At 66.1% G+C, this 23,716-nt stretch carries 33 protein-coding genes; 28 read left to right on the top strand and 5 right to left on the bottom strand.

Annotated features, from left to right (window positions below):
- The 15 genes from WKW79_RS31040 to WKW79_RS30970 form a co-directional block, all read left to right on the top strand.
- On the top strand, window positions 1-113 hold a 113-nt coding region (locus WKW79_RS31040; RefSeq protein WP_479694199.1), incomplete at its 5' end, for an EF-Tu C-terminal domain-related protein.
- A 25-nt stretch (window positions 114-138) separates the two neighbouring features.
- The gene (rpsJ, locus tag WKW79_RS31035; protein ID WP_007838118.1) at window positions 139-453 is read left to right on the top strand and encodes a 30S ribosomal protein S10; all 315 of its coding nucleotides are present in this window, start codon (window positions 139-141) and stop codon (window positions 451-453) included.
- Window positions 454-591: 138 nt separating this feature from the next.
- Entirely contained in the window at window positions 592-2,181 is a 1,590-nt protein-coding gene (locus tag WKW79_RS31030; RefSeq protein WP_340339083.1) for a hypothetical protein, read from the top strand.
- Between the two features lie 11 nt (window positions 2,182-2,192).
- Entirely contained in the window at window positions 2,193-2,711 is a 519-nt protein-coding gene (locus WKW79_RS31025) for a hypothetical protein (RefSeq protein ID WP_340339082.1), read from the top strand.
- 224 nt (window positions 2,712-2,935) lie between these two features.
- Window positions 2,936-3,613 (top strand): 50S ribosomal protein L3, encoded by a 678-nt coding sequence (gene rplC / locus WKW79_RS31020; protein WP_340339090.1) that lies wholly within the window; start codon window positions 2,936-2,938, stop codon window positions 3,611-3,613.
- Window positions 3,613-4,233: a 50S ribosomal protein L4 gene (gene rplD / locus WKW79_RS31015; RefSeq protein ID WP_213958424.1), complete on the top strand. Its 621-nt coding sequence runs from the start codon at window positions 3,613-3,615 to the stop codon at window positions 4,231-4,233. The genes rplC and rplD overlap by 1 nt, the downstream gene beginning before the upstream one ends.
- Before the next feature lie 5 nt (window positions 4,234-4,238).
- Window positions 4,239-4,565: a 50S ribosomal protein L23 gene (gene rplW, locus WKW79_RS31010; protein WP_340339089.1), complete on the top strand. Its 327-nt coding sequence runs from the start codon at window positions 4,239-4,241 to the stop codon at window positions 4,563-4,565.
- A 2-nt stretch (window positions 4,566-4,567) separates the two neighbouring features.
- Window positions 4,568-5,392 (top strand): 50S ribosomal protein L2, encoded by an 825-nt coding sequence (rplB, locus tag WKW79_RS31005; RefSeq protein WP_213958425.1) that lies wholly within the window; start codon window positions 4,568-4,570, stop codon window positions 5,390-5,392.
- 11 nt (window positions 5,393-5,403) lie between these two features.
- Window positions 5,404-5,682, top strand: a complete 279-nt coding sequence (rpsS, locus tag WKW79_RS31000; RefSeq protein ID WP_007838132.1) for a 30S ribosomal protein S19 — start codon at window positions 5,404-5,406, stop codon at window positions 5,680-5,682.
- A 9-nt stretch (window positions 5,683-5,691) separates the two neighbouring features.
- Window positions 5,692-6,024: a 50S ribosomal protein L22 gene (rplV, locus tag WKW79_RS30995; protein ID WP_340339081.1), complete on the top strand. Its 333-nt coding sequence runs from the start codon at window positions 5,692-5,694 to the stop codon at window positions 6,022-6,024.
- A 14-nt stretch (window positions 6,025-6,038) separates the two neighbouring features.
- A complete protein-coding gene (gene rpsC, locus WKW79_RS30990) occupies window positions 6,039-6,941 on the top strand; it encodes a 30S ribosomal protein S3 (RefSeq protein ID WP_340339080.1) in 903 nt (300 codons plus the stop codon).
- A 55-nt stretch (window positions 6,942-6,996) separates the two neighbouring features.
- Window positions 6,997-7,413, top strand: coding sequence for a 50S ribosomal protein L16 (gene rplP, locus WKW79_RS30985; RefSeq protein ID WP_213958428.1), 417 nt, complete (start codon window positions 6,997-6,999; stop codon window positions 7,411-7,413).
- Window positions 7,414-7,429: 16 nt separating this feature from the next.
- Window positions 7,430-7,675 carry a 50S ribosomal protein L29 gene (rpmC, locus tag WKW79_RS30980; protein ID WP_340339079.1) on the top strand — a complete coding sequence of 82 codons (246 nt, stop codon included), beginning with the start codon at window positions 7,430-7,432 and terminating at the stop codon, window positions 7,673-7,675.
- Window positions 7,676-7,684: 9 nt separating this feature from the next.
- The gene (gene rpsQ / locus WKW79_RS30975; RefSeq protein ID WP_340339078.1) at window positions 7,685-7,954 is read left to right on the top strand and encodes a 30S ribosomal protein S17; all 270 of its coding nucleotides are present in this window, start codon (window positions 7,685-7,687) and stop codon (window positions 7,952-7,954) included.
- Window positions 7,955-8,029: 75 nt separating this feature from the next.
- Window positions 8,030-8,536 carry a peroxiredoxin gene (locus tag WKW79_RS30970; RefSeq protein WP_340339077.1) on the top strand — a complete coding sequence of 169 codons (507 nt, stop codon included), beginning with the start codon at window positions 8,030-8,032 and terminating at the stop codon, window positions 8,534-8,536.
- Here WKW79_RS30970 and WKW79_RS30965 read toward each other — a convergent pair whose 3' ends face one another.
- Both WKW79_RS30965 and WKW79_RS30960 read right to left on the bottom strand, forming a co-directional pair.
- Complete coding sequence (locus WKW79_RS30965; RefSeq protein WP_340339076.1) at window positions 8,537-9,118, bottom strand: GNAT family N-acetyltransferase; 582 nt, start codon at window positions 9,116-9,118, stop codon at window positions 8,537-8,539.
- Complete coding sequence (locus WKW79_RS30960; protein ID WP_340339075.1) at window positions 9,115-9,828, bottom strand: cytochrome b/b6 domain-containing protein; 714 nt, start codon at window positions 9,826-9,828, stop codon at window positions 9,115-9,117. Before WKW79_RS30960 ends, WKW79_RS30965 begins: the two co-directional genes overlap by 4 nt.
- A gap of 144 nt (window positions 9,829-9,972) precedes the next feature.
- On the opposite strand from WKW79_RS30960, the gene WKW79_RS30955 reads away from it, so the two are divergent.
- Window positions 9,973-10,422 (top strand): c-type cytochrome, encoded by a 450-nt coding sequence (locus WKW79_RS30955; RefSeq protein WP_340339074.1) that lies wholly within the window; start codon window positions 9,973-9,975, stop codon window positions 10,420-10,422.
- A 21-nt stretch (window positions 10,423-10,443) separates the two neighbouring features.
- On the opposite strand, the gene WKW79_RS30950 is transcribed toward WKW79_RS30955, so the two are convergent.
- Entirely contained in the window at window positions 10,444-10,941 is a 498-nt protein-coding gene (locus tag WKW79_RS30950; protein ID WP_340339073.1) for a TlpA disulfide reductase family protein, read from the bottom strand.
- A gap of 14 nt (window positions 10,942-10,955) precedes the next feature.
- Here WKW79_RS30950 and WKW79_RS30945 point away from each other — a divergent pair, with 14 nt between their 5' ends.
- The 8 genes from WKW79_RS30945 to WKW79_RS30910 all read left to right on the top strand — a co-directional run bounded on the left by WKW79_RS30945 (window position 10,956) and on the right by WKW79_RS30910 (window position 17,308).
- Complete coding sequence (locus WKW79_RS30945; protein ID WP_340339072.1) at window positions 10,956-11,516, top strand: hypothetical protein; 561 nt, start codon at window positions 10,956-10,958, stop codon at window positions 11,514-11,516.
- Between the two features lie 139 nt (window positions 11,517-11,655).
- Window positions 11,656-12,111: a PTS sugar transporter subunit IIA gene (locus tag WKW79_RS30940; protein ID WP_340339071.1), complete on the top strand. Its 456-nt coding sequence runs from the start codon at window positions 11,656-11,658 to the stop codon at window positions 12,109-12,111.
- Window positions 12,080-12,349 carry an HPr family phosphocarrier protein gene (locus WKW79_RS30935; RefSeq protein ID WP_340339070.1) on the top strand — a complete coding sequence of 90 codons (270 nt, stop codon included), beginning with the start codon at window positions 12,080-12,082 and terminating at the stop codon, window positions 12,347-12,349. Before WKW79_RS30940 ends, WKW79_RS30935 begins: the two co-directional genes overlap by 32 nt.
- Window positions 12,350-12,434: 85 nt before the next feature.
- Window positions 12,435-14,234, top strand: coding sequence for a phosphoenolpyruvate--protein phosphotransferase (ptsP, locus tag WKW79_RS30930; RefSeq protein ID WP_340339069.1), 1,800 nt, complete (start codon window positions 12,435-12,437; stop codon window positions 14,232-14,234).
- A 121-nt stretch (window positions 14,235-14,355) separates the two neighbouring features.
- Window positions 14,356-14,808: a Spy/CpxP family protein refolding chaperone gene (locus WKW79_RS30925; protein WP_340339068.1), complete on the top strand. Its 453-nt coding sequence runs from the start codon at window positions 14,356-14,358 to the stop codon at window positions 14,806-14,808.
- Window positions 14,801-15,271, top strand: coding sequence for a DUF4260 domain-containing protein (locus tag WKW79_RS30920; RefSeq protein ID WP_340339067.1), 471 nt, complete (start codon window positions 14,801-14,803; stop codon window positions 15,269-15,271). Before WKW79_RS30925 ends, WKW79_RS30920 begins: the two co-directional genes overlap by 8 nt.
- Window positions 15,272-15,323: 52 nt before the next feature.
- Window positions 15,324-16,022 (top strand): response regulator transcription factor, encoded by a 699-nt coding sequence (locus WKW79_RS30915; RefSeq protein WP_340339066.1) that lies wholly within the window; start codon window positions 15,324-15,326, stop codon window positions 16,020-16,022.
- Entirely contained in the window at window positions 16,019-17,308 is a 1,290-nt protein-coding gene (locus WKW79_RS30910) for a HAMP domain-containing sensor histidine kinase (RefSeq protein WP_340339065.1), read from the top strand. Before WKW79_RS30915 ends, WKW79_RS30910 begins: the two co-directional genes overlap by 4 nt.
- A 42-nt stretch (window positions 17,309-17,350) precedes the next feature.
- Here WKW79_RS30910 and trhA read toward each other — a convergent pair whose 3' ends face one another.
- Window positions 17,351-18,001: a PAQR family membrane homeostasis protein TrhA gene (trhA, locus tag WKW79_RS30905; protein WP_340339064.1), complete on the bottom strand. Its 651-nt coding sequence runs from the start codon at window positions 17,999-18,001 to the stop codon at window positions 17,351-17,353.
- A gap of 100 nt (window positions 18,002-18,101) precedes the next feature.
- Here trhA and WKW79_RS30900 point away from each other — a divergent pair, with 100 nt between their 5' ends.
- From WKW79_RS30900 to WKW79_RS30890, 3 genes are read left to right on the top strand one after another with little or no spacing between them, the layout of a single operon-like run.
- Window positions 18,102-19,148 (top strand): NADP-dependent oxidoreductase, encoded by a 1,047-nt coding sequence (locus tag WKW79_RS30900; RefSeq protein ID WP_340339063.1) that lies wholly within the window; start codon window positions 18,102-18,104, stop codon window positions 19,146-19,148.
- A 3-nt stretch (window positions 19,149-19,151) separates the two neighbouring features.
- Window positions 19,152-19,937: a CbbQ/NirQ/NorQ/GpvN family protein gene (locus WKW79_RS30895; protein ID WP_340339062.1), complete on the top strand. Its 786-nt coding sequence runs from the start codon at window positions 19,152-19,154 to the stop codon at window positions 19,935-19,937.
- Window positions 19,934-21,802, top strand: a complete 1,869-nt coding sequence (locus WKW79_RS30890) for a nitric oxide reductase activation protein NorD (protein ID WP_340339061.1) — start codon at window positions 19,934-19,936, stop codon at window positions 21,800-21,802. The genes WKW79_RS30895 and WKW79_RS30890 overlap by 4 nt, the downstream gene beginning before the upstream one ends.
- Here the strand turns inward: WKW79_RS30890 and WKW79_RS30885 are convergent.
- Complete coding sequence (locus WKW79_RS30885) at window positions 21,789-22,604, bottom strand: IclR family transcriptional regulator (RefSeq protein WP_340339060.1); 816 nt, start codon at window positions 22,602-22,604, stop codon at window positions 21,789-21,791. The genes WKW79_RS30890 and WKW79_RS30885 overlap by 14 nt on opposite strands.
- Window positions 22,605-22,737: 133 nt before the next feature.
- Between WKW79_RS30885 and WKW79_RS30880 the strand changes: the two genes are divergently transcribed.
- Entirely contained in the window at window positions 22,738-23,706 is a 969-nt protein-coding gene (locus tag WKW79_RS30880; protein ID WP_340339059.1) for a Bug family tripartite tricarboxylate transporter substrate binding protein, read from the top strand.
- Window positions 23,707-23,716: the final 10 nt, after the last annotated feature.

The raw sequence follows: 23,716 nt of genomic DNA, 5'->3' as shown, positions 1-23,716 counted from the left end.
TCACCGTGAAGCTGATCAACCCGATCGCGATGGAAGAGGGCCTGCGCTTCGCCATCCGTGAAGGCGGCCGTACCGTGGGTTCGGGCGTGGTTGCCAAGATCCTGGACGTCTGATCAGACTGACGAAAAGGAATACATCATGGCCACCAAGCAAAAAATCCGCATCCGCCTCAAGGCGTTCGACTACAAGCTGATCGACCAGTCCGCTGCCGAGATCGTTGACACCGCCAAGCGCACCGGCGCGATCGTCAAGGGCCCCGTGCCGCTGCCGACCCGCATGAAGCGCTTCGACATCCTGCGCTCGCCGCACGTCAACAAGACCAGCCGCGACCAGCTGGAAATCCGCACGCACCAGCGTCTGATGGACATCGTGGACCCGACCGACAAGACCGTGGACGCGCTGATGAAGCTCGACCTGCCGGCCGGCGTCGACGTCGAGATCAAGCTGCAATAAGTCTCTGGTCGTCACTTTGACTTACAAAACCCGCGCGCAGAAATGCCCGCGGGTTTTTCATTTGAGGCCTGGTTGTGGCATCCTTTGCCGGCTTGGGCGACGCCCCGCAGTTCTTTTGGCGAATGATGGAGGCCCTGCTTGAGTAAATATCTGATGATGCGCTGCGTGGCTGTCCTCGCAGCCCTCGTGCTGTCCGCTTGCGGTGGCGGGGGTGGCGGCAGTGGTGGCGGTGGCTTTCTTCCCGTCGTGGCGAACAGCGGGGTGGCAGGCACCGCCACCTACGACTATGTCCCCAACAACACCGGCGCGCTCGACTACGCGGCGACCTCGGCCAAGCCCATCCGCGGCGCTGTGGTGGAGGTGTTGAATTCGGCGGGGACCGTGTTGGCGACCACGACGACGGATGCCAAGGGTGCCTACTCGGCATCGCTGCCAGCCAATTCCCAGATCTTTGTTCGCGTCAAGGCGCAGATGTTGCAGACCGGAGGCAGCGGCGCAACCTGGGACGTGAGCGTGCGCGACAACACGCACGCCAATGCCATTTACGTGATGGATTCGGCAACCTTCACATTGGGCGCAGCGCCCGCGACGCAGAATCTCCATGCCGCCTCCGGGTGGGGTGGTGCGTCGTACACGGCGACGCGCGCGGCGGGGCCGTTCGCGTTGCTCGACACCGTCAACACGGCGATGCAGAAGGTACTGTCCGTCGCCCCCGATTCGTCCTTCCCGCCCCTCCAGGTTTTCTGGAGCACCAACAACGTGCCCGTCGATGGCGACCCGGCCGTCGGGCAGATCGGCACGACGGCGTTCTCCGATGCAACCAACCCGCGGTCCATCTCGGTCCTCGGCAAGGAAAACGTCGACACCGACGAGTACGACGCCTCCGTCGTTGCGCACGAGTGGGGCCATTACTACCAAGCCGCCTTCAGCCGCGATGACTCGCCCGGCGGCAGCCATTCCGGCGTCGATCGCCTGGACCGCCGCGTCGCCTTCTCCGAAGGCTGGGGTGACGCCTGGTCGGGTATTGCGCTGGCCCGCAACAACTACACCGACTCCAGCGGGATCGCGCAGGCCGGTTCGACGCTGATCGATCTGACGGTGGGCCCTCCGACCAACCCCGGCTGGTACCGCGAGCCCTCGATTCAGGCGATCCTGTGGAACCTGAATCAGAAGATCGGCTTCCAACCCATTCACGCCGCCATGACAGGTGGAATGAAGACCAACGTCGCCATGACATCGATCCATTCGTTCTCCGCAGCCTTTGGCGCGGTTTCGTCCGGCAACCTGGCCACGTTGAACGCCCTGCTGAGCGCGCAGAACATCAGCACGGCGTCCAACGACCCGTATGGCAGCCTCGAAGCCAACGCGGGCGGCGCGCCAGCCGTCAGTAACGCCTTGCCCATGTACACCGATGTGGCGGTCGGCAGCACGACTCAGACTTGCGTGTCCAGTGTGGCCGGTTACGTCAACAAGCTCGGCAGCTACGCCTACTTGCGCGTCCGCCTGCTGGCGGCGGGCAACCACGTGATCACGGTGAAGGGGCCGAACGGCTCCGACCCGGATTTCGAGGTGGACAGTGCGGGCCTGCTGGCCGTCAGCAATGCCGTTGCGACGACTGAAACGGCCGCCGTGGCCATGCGCGCGGGGGACAACATCATCGTGGTCAATGATTTCAATGACTACCTGGAACCGACGCAGGTGACATGCTTCGACGTCACGATCAATTGAGGAACGCGGTGATGAAATCCTGCAGTTGGCCGGGCACAGCCCTTCTCGTCCTGGCCTTGATGGCGCCGGGCATCACATTGGCCGATCTTCCGGCGAAAGCCGGAAGCGACGCCGCGGTGAAGCGCAAGCTGACCCGCGCGGCAACGAAGAAGAACGGTTCGGGCGTGGACGTCCAGTATTCCGTCGATGCCCCCGTCAAGGTCGGCCAGGCGGCGACCGTGGTGATCCAGTTCGAGGACATCACCGACCCGGCTGGCGGATCCGTCCGCTTCACTGCGGACGCCGGCCTGACGCTGGTGGGCGCGGATGAAGCCCGTCTGCCGGCCGGCCAGACGACCACCTTGACAGTCCGCGCAACGCCGGCCAGCGAAGGCATCGCCTACATCAACGTGTTCACGACGCAGAACGGGATGACCAGTGCGACCTCCATCCCTGTGACGACCGGTGAGGCCGCGCCCAAGCTGCGCTCCGCTGGCGAGCTCCAGAAGCTGCCATCCGGTGACGCGGTCATTTCCATGCCGTCGCGCTGACCGCTGCGCCCCAGGCGCACCGCAGCTTGCGTAGAAACCCGGAGCCGGGCTATAATCGCTGGCTCTGCCTTTCGTGCGTCCATCATGGGTGCGTGTCAGGCCGGGTCTTATCAACCTTCTCCCGTTACCGGACTCCCGGGCTTTTGCTTGAGGAATTCGGCAAAACGCTGTCGCCAATTGAAGTGGCAGAGGCGGAAGAAGACTTCCATTTTTGGAGAAAACATATGAGTCTGAGCAACTCCCTCGGGTTGCTGGGTCGCAAGGTGGGGATGATGCGTCTCTTCACCGATGATGGGGACGCAGTTCCTGTCACGGTGGTGGATGTGTCCAACAACCGTGTCACCCAGATCAAGTCCCAAGAGAACGACGGCTACGTTGCCCTGCAGGTGACGTTCGGTTCGCGCAAAGCATCGCGCGTGACCAAGCCGGAAGCCGGCCACCTTGCCAAGGCAGGTGTGGAAGCCGGTGAAATCATCCAGGAATTCCGCGTGACCGCCGATACGGCTGGTCAGCACAAGGCAGGCGGCGTCATTGCTGCTTCCAGCGTGTTCGCGGTCGGCCAGAAGGTGGACGTGCAGGGCACTTCCATCGGCAAGGGCTACGCTGGCACGATCAAGCGTCACAACATGAGCTCGCAACGCGCGTCGCACGGTAACAGCCGTTCGCACAACGTTCCCGGCTCCATCGGTATGGCGCAGGATCCCGGTCGCGTGTTCCCGGGCAAGCGCATGACGGGCCACCTCGGCGACGTCACCGTGACGACCCAGAACCTCGATGTCATCCGTATCGACGAAGCACGTCAGCTGCTGTTGATCAAGGGCGCGATCCCGGGTTCGAAGGGTGGCTTCGTCACCGTGCGCCCGGCTGTCAAGGCCAAGCCCGCTGCAGAAGGAGCGAAGTAATGGAACTCGAACTCCTGAACGAACAAGGCCAGGCCGCGTCGAAGTACGACGCCCCCGAGACCGTGTTCGGCCGTGCCTACAACGAAGACCTGGTCCACCAGATCGTCGTTGCATTCCAGGCCAACGCCCGCCAAGGTACGCGCGCCCAGAAGGACCGCGAACAGGTCAAGCACTCGACCAAGAAGCCTTTCAAGCAAAAGGGAACGGGCCGCGCCCGTGCCGGTATGACGTCCTCGCCGCTGTGGCGCGGGGGTGGCCGGATTTTCCCGAACATGCCTGACGAAAACTTCTCGCAGAAGATCAACAAGAAGATGTACCGCGCCGGCATGGCGTCGATCTTCTCGCAGCTCGCTCGCGAAGGCCGTCTGGCCGTGGTCGATTCGATCAAGGTCGACTCGCCCAAGACCAAGCCGCTGGCAGCCAAGTTCAAGGCCATGAACCTTGAATCGGTGCTCGTGATCGCCGACGAAGTCGACGAGAACCTGTACCTCGCCTCGCGCAACCTGGTGAACGTGCTCGTCGTCGAGCCGCGTTACGCCGATCCGGTTTCGCTGGTGCACTACAAGAAGGTGCTGGTCACCAAGGCCGCCATCGACAAGCTCAAGGAGATGTTCGCATGAGCCGCATGAATCCTACGCCCGCAGAACGCCAGTTCGACGAAGGCCGACTGATGTCGGTGCTGGTCGCACCGATCGTGTCCGAAAAGGCCACGATGGTCGGCGAGAAGTCGAACGCAGTGACCTTCAAGGTGCTGCAGGACGCCACCAAGCCCGAGATCAAGGCCGCTGTTGAACTGATGTTCAAGGTCGAAGTCCAGGGCGTGTCGGTGCTCAACATCAAGGGCAAGACCAAGCGCTTCGGCAAGTCCATCGGTCGCCGCGACAACGTTCGCAAGGCCTATGTGACGCTGAAGGCCGGTCAAGAGCTCAACCTCGTCGGGGAAGGCGCTTAATCATGGCCGTCATCAAGATGAAACCCACTTCGCCGGGCCAACGCGGCGCGGTGAAGATCTCGCGTGACCACCTGTTCAAGGGTGCTCCGCACGCAGCCCTGCTGGAGCCGCAATTCCAGAAGGCTGGCCGTAACAACAACGGTCACATCACGACGCGCCACAAGGGCGGTGGTCACAAGCACCACTACCGTGTGGTCGACTTCGTGCGCAACAAGGACGGCATCCCGGCCAAGGTCGAACGCATCGAATACGACCCGAACCGTACCGCCCACATCGCGCTGGTCTGCTACGCCGACGGCGAGCGCCGCTACATCATCGCCCCGCGCGGTCTGGAAGCCGGTGCAACGCTGCTGAGCGGTTCGGAAGCCCCGATCCGCGCTGGCAACACGCTGCCGATCCGCAACATCCCGGTGGGTTCGACCATCCATTGCATCGAGCTGCAACCCGGCAAGGGCGCGCAGATCGCCCGCTCGGCTGGTACCTCGGCCACGCTGCTAGCACGCGAAGGCGTCTACGCACAAGTGCGCATGCGCTCGGGCGAAGTCCGTCGCGTGCACGTCGAATGCCGCGCAACGATCGGTGAAGTCGCCAACGAAGAACACAGCCTGCGCCGCCTCGGCAAGGCCGGTGTGAAGCGTCACATGGGTATCCGCCCGACCGTTCGCGGCGTGGTGATGAACCCGGTGGATCACCCGCATGGTGGTGGTGAAGGCAAGACGGGTGAAGGCCGTCATCCGGTCGACCCGTGGGGCAACCTCACGAAGGGCTACCGTACCCGTAACAACAAGCGCACGCAGGTCTTCATCGTGTCGCGTCGCAAGAAGTAAGGGACAGCCTCATGACTCGCTCTCTCAAAAAGGGTCCATTCGTCGACCACCACCTGGTGGCCAAGGCCGACAAGGCCGTGACGACCAAGGACAAGAAGCCAATCAAGACCTGGTCGCGTCGCTCGATGGTCCTGCCCGAGTTCATCGGCCTGACCATTGCCGTGCACAACGGCAAGCAGCACGTGCCTGTCTACATCACCGATCAGATGGTCGGCCACAAGCTCGGCGAATTTGCGCTCACGCGCACGTTCAAGGGGCACCCCGCGGACAAGAAAGTCCAGAAGAAGTAAGGAACGACCATGTCTGAAACACGTGCAGTCCTCCGCGGCGTTCGCCTCTCGGTCGACAAGGGCCGTCTGGTTGCTGACCTGATCCGCGGCAAGAAGGTCGATCACGCGCTCAACGTTCTGCAATTCACGCAGAAGAAGGCCGCTGTGATCATCAAGAAGGTGCTCGAGTCGGCAATCGCCAACGCCGAGCACAACGACGGTGCCGACATCGACGAACTGAAGGTCAAGACCATCTACGTCGAACAAGGCGCAACGCTCAAGCGTTTCACCGCTCGGGCCAAGGGTCGCGGCAATTCCATCAGCAAGCCCACGTGCCATGTGTACGTGACGGTCGGCAACTAAAGAGCTGGAAGACTATGGGACAAAAAATCCACCCGACCGGCTTCCGCCTTGCGGTCACCCGCAACTGGTCCAGCCGCTGGTACGCCAACAACCGCGACTTCGCGGGCATGCTGGCCGAAGACATCAAGGTGCGCGAGTACCTGAAGAAGAAGCTCAAGAACGCGTCGGTCTCCCGCGTGATGATCGAGCGCCCCGCCAAGAACGCCCGCATCACCATCTACTCGGCACGTCCGGGCGTGGTGATCGGCAAGAAGGGCGAGGACATCGAGAACCTCAAGCGCGAACTGGGCAAGCAGCTCGGCGTGCCGGTCGCAGTGAACATCGAAGAAGTGCGCAAGCCTGAAATCGATGCGCAACTGATCGCCGACTCGATCACGCAGCAGCTCGAAAAGCGCATCATGTTCCGCCGCGCCATGAAGCGCGCCATGCAGAACGCGATGCGCCTGGGCGCCCAAGGCATCAAGATCATGTCCTCGGGTCGTCTGAACGGCATCGAAATCGCTCGTTGCGAGTGGTACCGCGAAGGTCGCGTGCCCCTCCACACGCTGCGTGCAGACATCGACTACGGCACCTCGGAAGCCAAGACCACCTACGGCGTCATCGGCGTCAAGGTCTGGGTCTACAAGGGCGACACGCTGGGTCGTAACGACCTGCCGGCCGTCGAAACGCCGCGTCCGGACGACGAGCGTCGTCCGCGTGGTCCGCGCCGTGATGGCCGCCCGGGTGGCGACCGTCCGGGTTCGGACCGTCGTGGTCCGGCGCGTGCCGGTGGCCGTGGCCCGATCGGTGGCAACACCGCACCGGCCGATGGCAGTGACAAGCCCGCCGAAGCCGGTGGTGCAGACTCGAAACCCGCCGTTAAGCGCGTCCGCAAAGCCGCGCCAGCTGCAGCAGCTGACGGTGCCAAGACCGAGTAATCGGTCTTTCCCGGCCGCGCAAGCGGCTGGGGCAGTCCTCACGGAGTAAATAAACATGCTGCAACCTGCACGCAGAAAGTTCCGCAAGGAACAAAAGGGCCGCAACACCGGCATCGCAACCCGGGGCAACTCGGTTGCCTTCGGTGACTTCGGCCTGAAATGCACCGACCGCGGCCGTCTGACGGCACGCCAGCTCGAAGCCGCACGTCGTGCGATTTCGCGCCACGTGAAGCGCGGTGGTCGTATCTGGATTCGTGTGTTCCCCGACAAGCCGATCTCCCACAAGCCCGCAGAAGTGCGGATGGGTAACGGCAAGGGCAACCCCGAGTACTACGTCGCTGAAATCCAGCCAGGCAAGATCGTGTTCGAGATCGTCGGCGTGCCCGAAGAACTCGCCCGCGAAGCGTTCCGCCTGGCTGCTGCCAAGCTGCCGCTGCGCACCACGTTCGTATCGCGCCAACTCGGCGCCTGAACGAGGAGAACATCACATGGCAACACGTAAAAAGGCCGACGCCAAGACGGCGAAGGTATCGAAGGCCGCGGCACTGCGCGACAAGGACGTCGCCGGCCTGCAGACCGAAATCAAGGAATTGCAAAGGGCCCATTTCGGCCTGCGCATGCAGAAAGCCACGCAACAGCTGTCGAACACCTCGACGCTGCGCGTCACGCGTCGCGACATCGCCCGCGCCAAGACCATTCTTGCCCAAAAGCAAGAAACCCAAGCCGCCAAGTAAGGAGTGAACATGACGGAAGCTAAAAGATCCCTCAAGCGCACCTTGATCGGCAAGGTGGTCAGCGACAAGCGTGCCAAGACCGTGACCGTCCTGGTCGAGCGTCGCGTGAAGCACGAGCTCTACGGCAAGATCGTTGCCAAGACGAGCAAGTACCACGCGCACGACGAAAAGGGCGAGTACAAGCTGGGCGACACCATCGAGATCACGGAAAGCAAGCCGATCTCGAAGACCAAGAACTGGGTTGTGACCCGCTTGGTCGAGAAGGCTGCTGCAGTCTGATCCCCGGTCCGCACGGACCCCTGAAAAACGGCCCACAATGTGGGCCGTTTTTCTTTTTGCTGAGGAGCATTTTTCATGATCAAAGTTGGCGACACCCTTCCCGCGACCACGCTGATGGAGTATTCGGAAGTCGAGGGCGAAGGCTGCAGCATCGGACCGAACGCGGTGGACGTGGCCAAGGCTTCGGCCGGCAAGACGATCGCGCTGTTCGCGCTGCCCGGTGCCTTCACGCCAACCTGCTCGGCCAAGCACGTGCCGGGCTACGTCCAGCATTTCGATGACCTGAAGGCCGCTGGCGTGGACGAGATCTGGTGCGTGAGCGTCAACGACGCGTTCGTGATGGGCGCCTGGGCGCGCGACCAGAAGACCGGCAGCAAGGTCCGGATGCTGGCCGACGGCAGCGCCGACTTCGCCAAGGCCACTGGCTTGACGCTGGATCTGACCGGTCGCGGCATGGGCCTTCGCAGCAATCGCTATTCGATGCTGGTAAAGGACGGCAAGGTGGCCTCGCTGAACGTCGAGGCGCCGGGCAAGTTCGAAGTCAGCAACGCCGAGACGCTGCTCTCGCAAGCCAAGGGCTGATCAAAGCTCCACCTTGAGGTAGTGCGCGCCCGGAATCGGGTTGTGATAGTAGGGCGGCACTTCCTCGAAGCCGAGGTCCTCGTACATCGCACGGGCGAGCTCCATCTCGTCCAGGGTGTCGAGCAGCACGCAGGCATAGCCGGCGCTGCGGGCGGCGTCGAGCGCCGCCTCCGCGAGTTGACGGCCGAGGCCGAAGCCGCGGAAGGCGGGCCTCACGTAGAGCCGTTTCATCTCGGCGGCATTCGGCTCGTCCACCGTATCCAGCGGCCGCAGTGCGCAGCAACCGGCCACGTAGGCGGTCCGCCCGTCGCTGCGCGTCAGCAGCGGGGCGCCGATGCCAGGTACCACATCCGCCGCATCGACCAATGCGATCAGCAGCGTGCCGCGCGGCTCGGCGTATTCGCCAGGCAGCCCCGCCAATTCTTCTTCGAAGTTCTGGAAGCAGAGGTCGAAGCTCAGCGAGGCCGCGTACTCGCGAAAGATCAGGCGCGCGGCTTCCACTTCGTGCGGCTCATCGGGGGTGAGCAGGATGATCTCGGGGGTATCGGCCAGCGGCAGCGGCCGGGAGACGGAATGGCTCATGCGCGCAAGGAGGCGATCCAGGCCGCGAACGCTGCGCAAAGCAGGAACAGCATCAGGGCGGTGAAACGGGTGGAGGTGGTGTCGCGGCTTTCCGCCACGCGCAGGCCGGCGAGCAGCTTGTCACCGGAGATCATGGGGCCCACCAGGCGCTGGCGCTTGACGAGCGTGTAGAACAGGACCGCCAGCACATGCAGGCTGACCAGTGCAACCACGCCCCACTTGCCGAACACGCTGTGCCAATGCGATGCGAGGCTCACGGTGGCATTCGACACGAAGCGGGTGAGCGGGCCCGACGCCGACACCTCGTCGTCCGATACGAGGCCGGTGCACACCTGCAGGACGAGCATTCCCAGCACAGCGAAGACGGAGAGCGCACCCAAGGGGCTGTGGCCGACCAGGTGATCCGGATGGGCGCGGCCGCGCAGGTGGGCCAGCACCCATCGCGGCGAGTAGAGGAAGGAGGTGAAACGGGACCAGCGTCCGCCCACGACGCCCCACAGCAACCGGAACAGCAGCAGTGCCAGCACGGTGTAGCCGAGCCGGAAATGCCATTCCATGATGCCGCTGAACCCGGTCACAAGCAGGCCGATCACCGATACCGCCGAGGCCCAGTGGAACAGGCGCGTCGGAAGGTCCCAGACCCGGGTCGGGCGCGCAAGCTCGGCTCCCAACGCGGCGCGGCGGGTGGTCGGCTCGAACGAAACACTCATCGGGTAGGTGGCGGACTGCGGAAGGCGCAGATTAGCAAAGTCGGGGCGCTGTGTCTGCGGGTTCTCGCTATGCCCAGTTTGGTGCGCGCTCCGCACACTGGCATGCGGCGCACGCATCGAGCGCCTCCCAGGGAGGAATACACAATGAAGAGACTTGCCATGTTTGCGATGGCCGCGAGTTGCGCCGCGCTGTCGGACCCGGCGGCCGCCCAGTTCGCCAAGCCGGAAGATGCCGTCAAGTACCGGCAAAGTTCCATGTTCCTGCAAGGCCAGCACTTCGGTCGCATCGCAGCCATGGCCAACGGCCGCGTACCCTACGACAAGGCGGCCGTCATCGCCAATGCCGAACTCGTGGCGACGATCTCGCAATTGCCGTGGAGCGGTGCCTATGCACCGGGCACGGAAGGCGGGAAGGCGAAGCCGGAAATCTGGAAGGACACCGCCAGATTCAAGGAAACCAGCGACAAGCTGGTGAGCGACACCGCCAAGCTGCTGACCGTCGCGAAGACCGGTGATCTCGATGCGCTGAAGGCGGCCGTCTCATCGACTGGCGACACCTGCAAGTCCTGTCACGACGCCTTCCGGGCGAAATAGTCCGCGGGCCTCGCGGCGGCCTCAGGCTTCCGCGAGAAGCTTCTCGATGAGTCGGTGAAGCTCGGCGAAATCGGGTTCGCCAACGTATTGCTTGACGATCTCGCCGCGCTTGTTGACCAGATAGGTCGTCGGCGTGAGCTGCACGTCGCCCCAGGCCTTGGCCACCGCGCCGGTGTTGTCGATGGCCACCTTGAACGGCAGCTTGCGCGTCTCGGCGAAGTTCACCACGTAGCTCGGCGGGTCGTAGCTCATGGCGACGGCCAGTGTGTCGTAGCCCTTGTCCTTGTACTTGTCGTAGGTGGCGATCACCTTCGGCATCTCGCCGACGCAGGTGACGCAACTGGTGGCCCAGAAATTGACCAGCGTGACCTTGCCCTTCAGGTCCGCCGTGGTCTTCTGGCTGCCGTCGAGCAGCACGAACTTCGATGCCGGCGCGGCCGTGGCGCCCGAATTCAGGTACACGCCGACGCCAGCTGCCAGGGCGATCGCGGTTGCGGCAACATAGAGGGCTTTTTTCATGGGTACCAAGGCAGATGAGGCGTCGCGATTTTAGTTCCGCAGGGGTATCCCTGCCAGCCGCTGCCATCGTGCTGCTGGCCGCGTGCAGCCCGACCTTCAACTGGCGCGACGTCCCGATGGCGGACGGCGACCTCACGGCGCTGCTGCCCTGCAAGCCCGACCGTGCCGAGCGCTCGATTCCGCTTGGCGCTACCACGGTCGCTGTGCAGATGGCGGGCTGCGAGGCTGGCGACGCGACCTTCGCGATAGCGACGGCCCGCGCAGGCAACGCGGCCGAGGCCGAGGCCTGGCTCAACGCCTGGCGCGCCAGCACGCGGGCGCAATGGCAGGCGGCCACGGGCGGGCAGGTCAGCGAGGCTCCCGTGAGCGTGGTGCACGCGGCGCCCAAACCCGCACCGTGGCAGATCGAAGCGCATGGCGCGGACGCCGCCGGCAAGCCGAACGAGGCCCGCGTGCGGTGGTTCGCCCAACTCCAGCGCGACGGGAGCGTCGCGATCTTCCAGGCCACGGTGCTGGGCAAGCCGTCGGCGCCCGATGCCGCAGGCACGTTCTTCGACGGATTGCGCCTACGTTGAGCGTGGGGTAGCGTGCCGGATTCGACACACTTGTCCCGCTCAAATGCACGATCGGTGCGTTTTGCTCACGGGTCGTGCTGTCTTACCGCGAAAGATTCGAGGTGGCCCCGCATAATTGTTGACCACCCACCGTCCCCGCATGAACAGCATTTTCATCATCGCGCATTCACCCCTGGCCCAGGCCTTGCGGCAGTGCGCGTTGCATGTCTTTCCGGATTGCGAACAAGTCATCGTGGCGCTCGACGTGCTGCCCAATGTCTCGCCCGAGGAATCGCTGGCGAGCGCGCGCATCATGCTGGAGCAGCAATACCAGGCGCCGCGTTCGCAGGTGCTGGTGCTGACCGACGTGTTCGGCGCCACGCCCTGCAATGTCGCGCAGAAGCTCATCGACGGCACGCGCTCGCGACTCGTGGCAGGCGTCAACCTGCCGATGCTGTTGCGCGCGGTCACCTACCGGCACGAAGCGCTCGATGCGCTGGTGCAACGTGCGATTGCAGGCGGCAACGCCGGTGTCATGCAGGTGGCGGTGGCGGCACCCCAGAATCAGGCGAGAAGAAAACACAGTGATCAAGAAATCCGTGACCATCAGCAATAAGCTCGGGCTGCACGCCCGCGCTTCGGCCAAATTCACCAAGTTGGCCGGCAGTTTCCCGTGCGAAGTCTTCATGGCGCGAGGCGACCGCAGGGTCAATGCCAAGAGCATCATGGGGGTCATGATGCTGGCGGCCGGAATGGGCATCACGGTGGAAATCGAAACCAACGGGGAGCGCGAGGAAGAAGCGATGAACGCGCTCGTGGCATTGATGGACGACAAGTTCGGAGAAGGCGAATAACCTTGCCAGCACGCATTGCAGCACCCTGTGTCATCGCCGGCCCTCGCTGGGGCGCGGCCGGCCTGGAGCGGCCCGGCGCCGGGCTATGACGTTCGCGGTCCACGGTCTCCCGGTCGCTCGCGGCATCGCGATCGGACGGGCCGTGCTGGTCGTGTCGAGCCGGATCGACGTTGCCCACTACTTCATCAAGCCGGAAGAAGTCGAGACCGAGATCGGCCGCCTGCGCACCGCGCGCAAGGCCGTGGCCGAGGAACTGATCAAGCTGCAGGCCAACATCGCCCAGATGGGGCCAAAGGAAGCGCCGCATGAACTGTCGGCTTTGCTCGAAGTGCACCAGATGCTGCTGCAGGACGAGGCGCTCACCGATGGCGTCAAGCACTGGATCACCGAGCGGCTCTACAACGCGGAATGGGCGTTGACCACGCAGCTGGAGATCATCGCGCGGCAGTTCGACGAGATGGAGGACGAGTACCTGCGCGAGCGCAAGGCCGACCTCGAGCAGGTGGTGGAGCGCCTGTTGCACCGGATGAAAGGCACGGCGGCCGTGTTGGCGCCGACGCCGCCGCGGCGCAAGCGGTCGACCGGTAGCGAGGACGGCGAGGACGACCCGACGGCGGGCGATGGGATCGACGTGCCGTTGGTGCTGATCGCGCACGACCTGTCGCCGGCCGACATGCTGCAGTTCAAGAAGAGCGTGTTCGCCGGCTTCGTCACCGACGTGGGCGGGCGCACTTCGCACACCGCGATCGTGGCGCGCAGCATGGACATTCCGGCGGTGGTCGGCGCGCGCACTGCGAGCCAGCTGGTGCGGCAGGACGACTGGGTCATCATCGACGGCGATGCCGGCGTGGTGATCGTCGACCCGTCGCCGATCATCCTGGCCGAATACGGCTTCAAGCAGCGCCAGGGCGACCTGGAGCGCGGGCGGCTTTCGCGGCTGCGCCACAAGCCGGCCGTGACGCTGGACGGCGAGCGGGTCGACCTGCTGGCCAACATCGAGATGCCGGAGGACACGCTGGGCGCGGTCAAGGCCGGCGCCGTCGGCGTGGGGCTGTTCCGAAGCGAGTTCCTGTTCATGGGGCGCGAGACGCCGCGCCAGACCCGGCTGCCCGACGAGGAAGAGCAGTACCAGGCCTACAAGCGCGCGGTCGAGGGCATGCAGGGCATGCCGGTCACGATCCGCACCATCGACGTGGGGGCGGACAAGCCGCTCGATGGCAAGTCGGCCAGCAAGCAGGAGCACCTGAATCCGGCACTCGGCCTGCGCGCGATCCGCTGGAGCCTGGCCGATCCGGCGATGTTCCTCACGCAGCTGCGCGCGATCCTGCGCGCGGCCTCGCATGGCGAGATCCACCTGCTCATTCCGATGCTGGCTCATGCGAGCGAAATCCGGCAGACCCTGTCGCTGATCGACTTCGCACGCGCGGAACTCGACAACCGTGGCGTGGTGCACGGCAACGTCAAGCTCGGCGCGATGATCGAGATTCCGGCGGCCGCGCTCACGCTGAAGACCTTCCTGAAGTACTTCGACTTCCTGTCGATCGGCACGAATGACCTGATCCAGTACACGCTGGCCATCGACCGCACCGACGAGGCCGTGGCGCACCTCTACGACCCGGCGCACCCGGCGGTGCTCAAGCTGGTGGCCGACACGATCGCTGAGTGCAGGCGCCAGGGCAAGGGTGTGAGCGTGTGTGGCGAGATGGCAGGCGACCCGCAGTTCACGCGGCTGCTGCTGGGCCTCGGGTTGCGCAGCTTCTCGATGCATCCGTCGCAGATCCTGACCGTGAAGCAGGAGGTGCTGCGCGCCGACACCACCAAGCTGGTGCCTTGGGCGCAAGAGGTGCTCGAGTCGGACAGCCCGGCAACTTTGCTGGCGCGCTGAGCTTGCGCGACACGACGCTCGCGTCGCAATAAAACGAAACACAGCGATACGGCAGCGAAAGGACTGCGTGGCGCGTCGCTCGCACCATTGGGCTTCCTCATTCACACACACGGGAAGTCACATGAAGCACTGGATCAAACGCTCTCTTTTCGGCCTCTTCGGCGGCGCGCTGGTCGTCGGCAGCATCGCAGGATGCGCGGCGCATCGTCACTGGGGCGAAGGCGATTCGGCCGAGTTCCGCGCCAAGGTGGTCGAGCGCGTCAGCAGCAAGCTCGAGCTCGACAGCACGCAGAAGCAGAAGCTCAACGTGCTGGCCGAGAAGCTGCACGCGCAGCGCATGGCGATGCGCGGCAATGGCGATCCGCGGTCGCAGTTCAAGGCGCTGTTCGCGGGTGACAAGCTGGACCAGGCCGGAGCCGGCAAGCTGGTCGACGAGAAGACCGCCGCAGTGCGCGCGGGCAGCCCGGAGGTCATTGCCGCGGCGGCCGACTTCTTCGACAACCTGAACCCGACGCAGCAGCAGAAGGTGCGCGAGTTCATGGACCGCGGGCGTCGCTGGGGTCATCGTGGCTGAGGCTGCGGGCTTCGACGCGGCGCGCCTCTGGCGCCGCGCCGGGCAGCGGGATCGCGTGACCACGGTCGCGCCGATCCTGCCGGACGCCGCGCGCGGCGGCGTGCGTGCACTGTTGCGGCTCGAAGGCGCGGTGCTGCTGGCCGGCGCGCTCGTCGCCTACGACCAGTTCGGCGCGGGCTGGAGTGCGTTCGCACTGTGGTTCCTGGTGCCGGACCTGTCGCTGTTCGGCTACCTGGCCGGCGCGCGCAGCGGTGCGGCGATCTACAACGCCGCGCATTCGACGCTCGGGCCGGCCGCGTTGATTGCGCTGGGTGTCCTCGGGGCGCAGCCGGTGGTGCTGGCCGGCGGGCTGATCTGGCTCGCGCACATCGGTTTCGACCGGCTGCTGGGCTACGGCCTCAAGTACGGGAGCGGCTTCGGCGCCACGCACCTCGGGCAGGTCGGTGCGCGCGATGCCTGGTGAAGCGCGGCGCGCGATGCCGATGCCGATGCCGGTGGGCCGTCACAATCCGGGCATGCCGCGCATCCTCCTGATCGACGACGACGAGCACCTGGCTGCGCCGCTGGCCACCTACTTCGCGCGCTTCGACTGCGCGCTGGACAGCGCCACGCGGCCGAGCGAAGGCCTGGCCAAGCTGCGCGCAGGCGACTACGACGCGGCCATCCTCGACGTGATGCTGCCGGAGATGGACGGCTTCGCGCTGTGCCGGCAGATCCGCACCGAGAGCGACATCCCGATCGTGATGCTGACCGCGCGCGGCGAGGTGATGGATCGCGTGGTGGGCCTTGAGTTGGGCGCGGACGACTACCTGCCCAAGCCTTTCGAGCCGCGCGAATTGGTGGCGCGTGTGCAGACGATCCTGCGGCGGCAGCGCGTGCGACCGGTCGCGCCAGCTGGTGCCTCGGCGCAGCGCCATGTGTTTGACGGATTGACGATCGACCTGGACCGCCGCGAAGTCATGCGCCAAGGCAATCGTGTCGAACTCACCGGCACCGAATTCGAATTGCTCGCGCTGCTGGCCGCCGAGCCCGGCAAGGTGTTCAGCCGCGACGACATCCTCAACCGCTTGCGCGGGCACGAGGCGGACCTTTACACCCGCGCCGTGGACATCGTCGTGAGCCGGCTGCGCAAGAAGCTCGAGCCGCTGGACTGCATCAAGACGCTGCGCAACGCCGGCTACACCTTGGCCGTTGCGCGGGGCGAGGGCGCGTGAGACACCGCGTGCATGGCGGCAGGCGGCGCTGGCGGCGCTCCCTGCGCGTGCGGCTCGTGATGTGGTTTCTCGTGCTGGCGCTGCTCATGGCGGGGGTGTTCATCGGCGGCATGCAGAAGTCCTTCTCCAGCGGCTGGGCCGATGCCGCGCGGCCGATGCTCACCGACTATGTCGACCGCCTCGCCGCCGAGATCGGCTCGCCGCCGGACGTGGCACGCGCCAAGGCGCTGACGGAGCGGCTGCCCATCACCATCCGCATCACGGGCCCGACCGTGAACTGGGATTCGCACCCCGACCAGAAGACCGGCCCGTGGCGGCGAGAGCGAGAACTGTCGCAAGACCGCTGGTTCGTGCGGCCCACCGCCGATGGCCACCGCATCGTGTTCGGCTGGGCGCCGCGCATCTGGGAGGGTGCGCCGCATGCCGTCGGCTGGCTCACGCTGGCGGCGTTGCTGGTGTTGGTGCTGCTGGTCTATGCGGCCGTGAGCCGTTTGCTTCGGCCGCTCATCGACATCCGTCTGGGCGCGGAGCGCTTCGGGCGTGGCGATTTCGCCGAGCCCATTCCCGTGCGGCGCGGGGACGATCTCGGCGACCTGGCGCAGCGCATCAACACGATGGCGCACGACATCCAGGGCATGCTCGATGCCAAGCGCGCGCTGCTGCTGGCGCTGAGCCACGAGTTGCGCTCGCCGCTCACGCGAGCGCGGCTGAACGCCGAACTGCTGCCCGAGACGCCCGAGGGCGCCGCCGAGCGCGATGCACTGCTGCGCGACCTGAACGAGATGCGCGACCTCATCAGCGACCTGCTCGAAAGCGAGCGCCTGGCGAGCCCGCATGCCGCCTTGCAGCGTGAACCGATCGACCTGGCCGCGCTGGTCCGTGAGGTCGTGGCGGAGTTGCCGGATGGGAAGGCGATCGCGCTCGATCTGGCCGATGCCCTGCCGCCACGCCCGCTCGACCGCACGCGCGTGCGCCTGCTGGTGCGCAACCTGCTCGACAACGCCTTGCGCTACAGCGCGGGCGCGCCGCATCCGCCTCGGTTGTCGTTGCATGGAGAGGGGCAGGGCGTGCGACTCGAAGTGCGCGACTTCGGTCCCGGCGTCGATGATGCGCAACTCGAGCGCCTGACCGAGCCGTTCTATCGCACCGACAGCGCGCGGCAACGCGCCACCGGCGGCGTGGGTCTCGGCATGTACCTGTGCCGGCTGGTGGCCGAAGCGCATGGCGGCACGCTGGAGGTGCGCAATGCGCATCCGGGCCTGGCGGTCACCGTTCGGCTGGTGTGATCCCGTCGAAGGCCATCGCGCCGCCGCCGGTCCGGACCCGCTTCAATAGGCGTGCCAGAGCGCCGCAAAGAAGTGGCAGGTGCTGCCCGCCAGCACGAACAGATGCCACACGAAGTGCGCATAGCGCAGCTTCGAGTCCAGCAGGAACACCACGGCACCCGCGGTGTACGCCAGCCCGCCCGCGACCAGCCAGCCCAGCCCGGCCGGCGCCATGCGCTCGTACAGCGGCACGGCGGCGATCAACGCCATCCATCCCATCGCGACATAGAGCCCGGTGGACCACAGCGGATGCTTGAGCCGGTCGAACAGCTTCGCGCCCACGCCCAACACCGCGGCCGCAGTGACGGCGGCGAACAGCGCCCAGCCCACCGGCCCGCGCAGCACGCCCAGCAGGAAGGGCATGTAACTGCCGGCGATGAAGAGATAGATGGCGGCGTGATCCAGCCGGTTCAGCAGCACCTTGGCGCGGCCGGCCGGCAGCGCGTGGTACAGCGTCGAGACCAGGTACAGCACGATGGCCGTGCCGGCGAACAGCGAGGCGCCGACCACGTTGGCGGCCTGGCCATTCGCCGCCGCGTGATAGACCAGGATCGGCAGCGAGGCCATCGCCAGCAACAGTCCGAGGCCGTGGCTCACCGCATTGGCGATTTCTTCGCCGAGGGTCTGGATCCGGGCTTGGGCGAATGCGTTCATCGGGCCATTGTGCCCACGCCGGTTGTCGCACGCGCTACGCCACTCGTCGTATACCCCGGCTAGCATGCCACTCCATCACGAAATTCCCCAAGGAGACGCCATGTCCGCCACCTCGCTCACCAACCGCCAGGTCCGCCTGGCCAAGCGCCCCGAAACCACCGCCACGCGCGAGCACTGGAACTTCACCACCGAGCCGGTGGGCGAGCCGGCCGAAGGCGGCGTGCTGGTCAAGACGCTGACCTTGTCACTCGACCCGGCCATGCGCGGCTGGCTCAACGATGCCAAGAGCTACATCCCGCCCGTCGCCATTGGCGAGGTCATGCGCGCCGGCGGCGTCGGCCGCGTGGTCGCGTCGAAGAACCCGGCCTTCGCGGTCGGCGACACGGTCTACGGAACGCTCGGCGTGCAGGAGTACATGCTGATCGAGCAGGACCAGATCAAGCGCAACGGCCTGGTCAAGATCGACCTGCGCGCCGGCACGATCGGCCAGTGGCTCAATGTGCTCGGCATGCCGGGCATGACCGGGTATTTCGGCCTTATGGACGTGGGCCAGCCGAAGCCGGGCGAGACGGTCGTCATCTCCGGCGCGGCCGGCGCGGTCGGCCAGACCGTGGGGCAACTGGCCAAGATCAAGGGTTGCCGCGTGGTCGGCATCGCGGGCGGCGCGGCCAAGTGCGACTGGGTGGTGAAGGAACTGGGCTTCGACGCCTGCATCGACTACAAGGCCGGCGAGGGCGCGGTGCGCGCGGGCCTGAAGGAACACTGCCCCAAGGGCGTGGACATCTACTTCGACAACGTCGGCGGCGACATCCTCGACCAGGTGCTGGCCAAGCTGGCGCGCAAGGCACGCATCATCATCTGCGGCGCCATCAGCCAGTACAACAACGCCAACAGCATGCCGGCCACCGGCCCGCGCAACTACCTGAGCCTGCTGGTGAACCGCGCACGCATGGAAGGCATCGTCGTATTCGACTATGCCGATCGCTATCACATCGCCATCGCCGAGATGGCCGGCTACCTCAAGGACGGCCGCATGAAGAGCAAGGAAGACACGGTGAAGGGCATCGACACCTTCCCCGAGGCGCTGAACAAGCTGTTCGCGGGGGAGAACTTCGGGAAGCTGATGCTCGAGGTCGCTGCGGACTGAGCGATGGTTGCCAGCGAACCCTGGTACCTGCCGGTCGGCGACGAGGTGCAGGTGTTCGAGGCGGCCTGGCGTGCGCGCCTGCCGGTGCTGCTGAAGGGCCCGACCGGTTGCGGCAAGACGCGCTTCATCGAGCACATGGCCTGGCGCTTGTCGGGCCAACCGCTGGTCACAGTCGCTTGCCATGAAGACCTCACGGCCAATGACCTTGTCGGGCGCTACCTGCTCTCGGCCGACAGCACTGTCTGGACCGATGGCCCATTGACCCGGGCCGTGCGCACCGGTGCGATCTGCTACCTCGATGAAGTGGTGGAGGCGCGCAAGGACACGACGGTTGTCATCCACCCGCTGACTGACCATCGCCGCGTGCTGCCGATCGAGAAGACCGGCGAACTGCTCGAGGCGCATCCCGATTTCCTGCTCGTCATCTCCTACAACCCCGGCTACCAGAGCAGCCTGAAGGATTTGAAGCCGTCGACGCGCCAGCGCTTCGTGAGCCTGGAGTTCCACTACCCGGCGGTCGAGGTCGAAGCGACCATCGTCGCGCACGAAAGCGGAGTCGACGCCGCGATGGCCCATCGGCTCGCGACCATCGGCGACAAGGTGCGTGCGCTGCGCGAGCATGGCCTGGCGGATGGCGTGAGCACGCGCCTGCTGGTCTACACCGGGCAGTTGATTGCCGGCGGCATCGCGCCACGGCGTGCCTGCGACATCGCGATCACGCACGCGATCAGCGATGAGGCGGATGTGCAGCAGGCAGTGGCGGACATCGTCGACGTTCTGTTGCCATGAGCGAACTCGGTGCGGCGCACGCGGTTCGCTTCGAGCAGGTGCACCGCGCGATGGCGCTCTTCGCGCAAGCGCTGGATGGCCGGGCGCGGGCCGTGCAAGTGCAAGGCGAGGGCGCATCCGACGCGCGGGCGATTCGCTTGCCTGCGGTAACGGACGCATTCGGCTCGCGGAGGGAGAACCATGGTGCCTGTCGCGTGGCCGTGCTGCGCCAACTGCAAGATGCCGAAGCGGTGCCGGCGTTCGATCGATGGCCGCGCCCGACGCTCGCGCGGCGCGTCTTCCGCTGGCTCGAGATACTGCGCATCGACAGCGTGATCGAACGGCTCTATCCAGGCGCGTTGGATGACTTGCGGCGTGTCCGGGCGCATGCCTTGGCACGTCGGCGCGGCCCCGGAGTCGACGCCCAAGGGCCATGGCACAACCAGGTGCTCGATGCGGTGAGGCCGATGCATGTGCTCATCGATGGACTCGCCCGCTTCACGCTCGGCGCCGATCGCGCGGGGCTGCGGGGCGGTCCCTTGCTGCATCGCATCCTCGACCTCGCAGCCACGGTCCGGGCCGACGCCGCCGGCGCAGGCGACAGCCTGCGCGCCACGGCGGCCATCTGCGCCTTGCTCGATGCGGAGGTGCGACGCAGGCGAGTGGCGCGGCACGCTCCGCTGCAGGGCGGCCTGCCATCGGTCGATGGTCTCCCCGCCGGCCGCGCGGACGCCGACGCGCCCGACGGCGAAAGCACCGCTGGCCATGCCGGTGACGGCGGCTGGAGCGCGGCGCTGGCCTTCAGCATGGATGCGGCGGAGGCGGGGCCGCGCGTGGAAGCACAGCGACCTGCGACGAGCGCCCCGCCATCGTCCAGCGCAGCCGCCACCCACAGCTACTTCCATGACGAATGGGACAGCATCGCCCGTCGCTACCTTCCCGACTGGTGCCAGGTCCGCGAGCAGCGCCTGCGCGGCGAGGACATGCGCTTCCTGCACGACCTGCGCGAGCGGCATGCCGCCTTGCGCAGCGAGGTGCGCCGCCAGTTCGCGGCCATCCGCCCGGCCTTCCGCCAGCGCGTGCATCATCGCTTCGACGGCGACGAGGTCGACATCGATGCCGCCATCGCGGAAGCGGTCGAGCGCCGCGCCGGCCGTCTCGCAGAGGGCCGCGTGTTCATCGCCGCGCAGCAACCGCGCCGAGACGTGTGCGCAGCGTTCCTGGTCGACATGAGCGGCTCGACCGGCTTCCTCGTCCCCGATCCAGAGGTACAGGCCGCATGCGAAGACGATGACGACGATGACTACCTCTACCAAGGCCGCGTCGCCACCCCCGCCGCGCAGCGCCCCGCGCGCCGGCGCGTGATCGACATCGCCGCCGATGCGCTCGGCCTGATGTGCGATGCGCTGCACGAACTGGGCGACCGGCATGCGGTCTACGGATTTTCAGGGGAAGGGCGGCACAACGTCGCTTTCCACGTGGCCAAGGCCTTCGACGACCCGTGGTCCGCACGCACTGCCGCCGCGCTCGCCGCGATGCAGCCGATGGGCGCCACGCGCACCGGGGCGGCCATCCGCCATGCAACGATGCGACTGGCGCGCGAACCGGCCGCTACGCGCGTGCTCATCGTCGTGTCCGATGGCTATCCGCAGGACAGCGACTACGGCCCCGTGCAGGTCGATGCGAGCTACGGCATTCACGACACCGCCCGCGCACTGCGCGAGGCCGGGCAAGCCGGCATCGACACCTTCTGCATCGCCATCGACCCGGCCGGCCACGACTACCTGCGCACCATGTGCGCGCCCGACCGCTACCTCGTCATCGACGACGTCACCGCCCTGCCGGCCCAGCTCGGCAAGGTCTACCGCGCACTCACGGTGCGCTGACGACGACGAAGCGTTCGCCGCCCAGCAGCGCGCTCGCCGCGGCCGCCTCGCGCCGCACCGCCGTCGCAATCACGCCGTCGACCGACGGGTCGAAGCCACCCGTCGCGCCCAGGGCCGTCAGCACCGCGCACACATGCCCGGCATGGTCGTACACCGGCGCCGCCACGGCGCTGATGCCGCGCTGGTAGGTGTCGCGCACCGTGGCGCACTGGTGCCGCTGCAACTCCTCGCACACCTGCCCGATCGGATCCGTGGCGTCCAGCATCGCGCGCATTTCAGCCGAGGCCGCGGCCCATTCCTCCTGCGCCAGCGCCCGCACGCGCGAGCCGTCCAGCAAGCCCAGGAACACCCGCCCGGTGGCCGACCACAGCATCGACATCACCGAGCCGACGCGCACGTTCACCGTCACCGGCAATCCCGGTTCCTCGAAGCGAACGATGGTCGGCCCCTTGTTGCCCATCACGGCGACGAAGCAAGTGACTTCCAGGCTCTCGCGCAAGCGGATCAGCGAGGGCTCGGCCACGCGGATCGGGTCGGCCTGGCGCATCGCGGCGAGTCCGATCTGGATGGCTTCCGCGCCCAGGTGGTAGTGCTGCGAGCCGGCGTCCTGTGCGACCAGGCCTTCTTCCATCAGGCTGGCCAGGTAGCGGTGCACCTTGGCCGGGCTTTCGTCGACATGCAAGGCCAGCGCAGTCAGGCTGGCGCGGCCGCCCATGCGCGCCAGCCCTTTCAGCACGGCCATGCCGGTTTCGGCGGATTGCACACGCTGGCGGCGGTTGGGGGCGGAGGACAGGTCTGACATGGGATGGAAGGGTAAACACCAAATCGCAATTACGCATTGCGTATCAAACTTACGCTATTCGTACATACCCCTCTCGCATCGATATGGCGTCGGTCGGCCCCGGGGTTCATTCACAAAACTCAGGAGACCCCCGATGAAGAAGCTGTTGACCGCCTGCCTGCTGGCCCTTCCCCTGCTCGCCACCTCCAACGCGATGGCGCAGACCTATCCTGCCAAGTCGATCCGCTGGGTCGTGCCCTACCCGGCGGGTGGCGGATCGGACTTCCTGGCGCGCACCATCGGCCAGGCCTTGTCCGTCCAGATCAAGCAGCCGGTGTTGGTCGACAACAAGCCGGGCGGCAACACGGCCATCGCCGCGTCGGACGTGGCACGGTCGGCCCCGGATGGCTACACGGTGCTGTCTGCCGACAACGGCACGCTGGTGTTCAACCCCGTCCTCTACAAGACACTCAGCTACAACCCGACCAAGGACCTGGCGCCCGTCTCCCTGATGGGGCGCTTCCCGATGATCCTGGTCGTCGGCCCCGGCACGCAGGCGACCAATGCGAAGGACTTCATCGCGGAGGCCAAGGCCAAGGCCGGCGGCATCAACTACGCATCGGCTGGCGCAGGCAGCCCGCACCACCTGGCCATGGAACTGCTGAAGTCGGAAACCGGGCTGGCCATGACCCACGTGCCCTACAAGGGCGCCGCGCCCGCGTTGGCCGACCTGGCGGGCGGCCAGGTGCCGGCGATGATGATCGACCTGGCTTCGGGCGCCGGCTTCATCAAGGGCGGCAAGATCAAGCCGCTGGCCGTGGCCAATGCCACGCGCCTGCCGCAACTGCCGGACGTTCCCACCTTCGCGGAGCTTGGCTTCAAGAACGTCGAGGCGGCCGCGATCGTCGGCATGGTGGTGCCTGCTGCCACGCCGGCCGACACCATCGCCGCGCTCAACAAGCAGGTGGTCGCGGCCATCAAGGATCCGGCCGTGAGCAAGCGCCTGATCGACTTCGGCGTGGAGCCGGTCGGCGACACGCCGCAACAGTTCGCTGCGCTGCTCAAGACGGAACAGGCCAAGTGGCAGAAGCTGATTCGCGACCTCAACATCTCGCTCGACTGAAGGCACAACG

This window comes from Variovorax robiniae, from assembly GCF_037889955.1.
GTDB lineage: Bacteria > Pseudomonadota > Gammaproteobacteria > Burkholderiales > Burkholderiaceae_C > Variovorax > Variovorax robiniae.
This window is presented reverse-complemented; position numbering and strand designations above follow the sequence as displayed.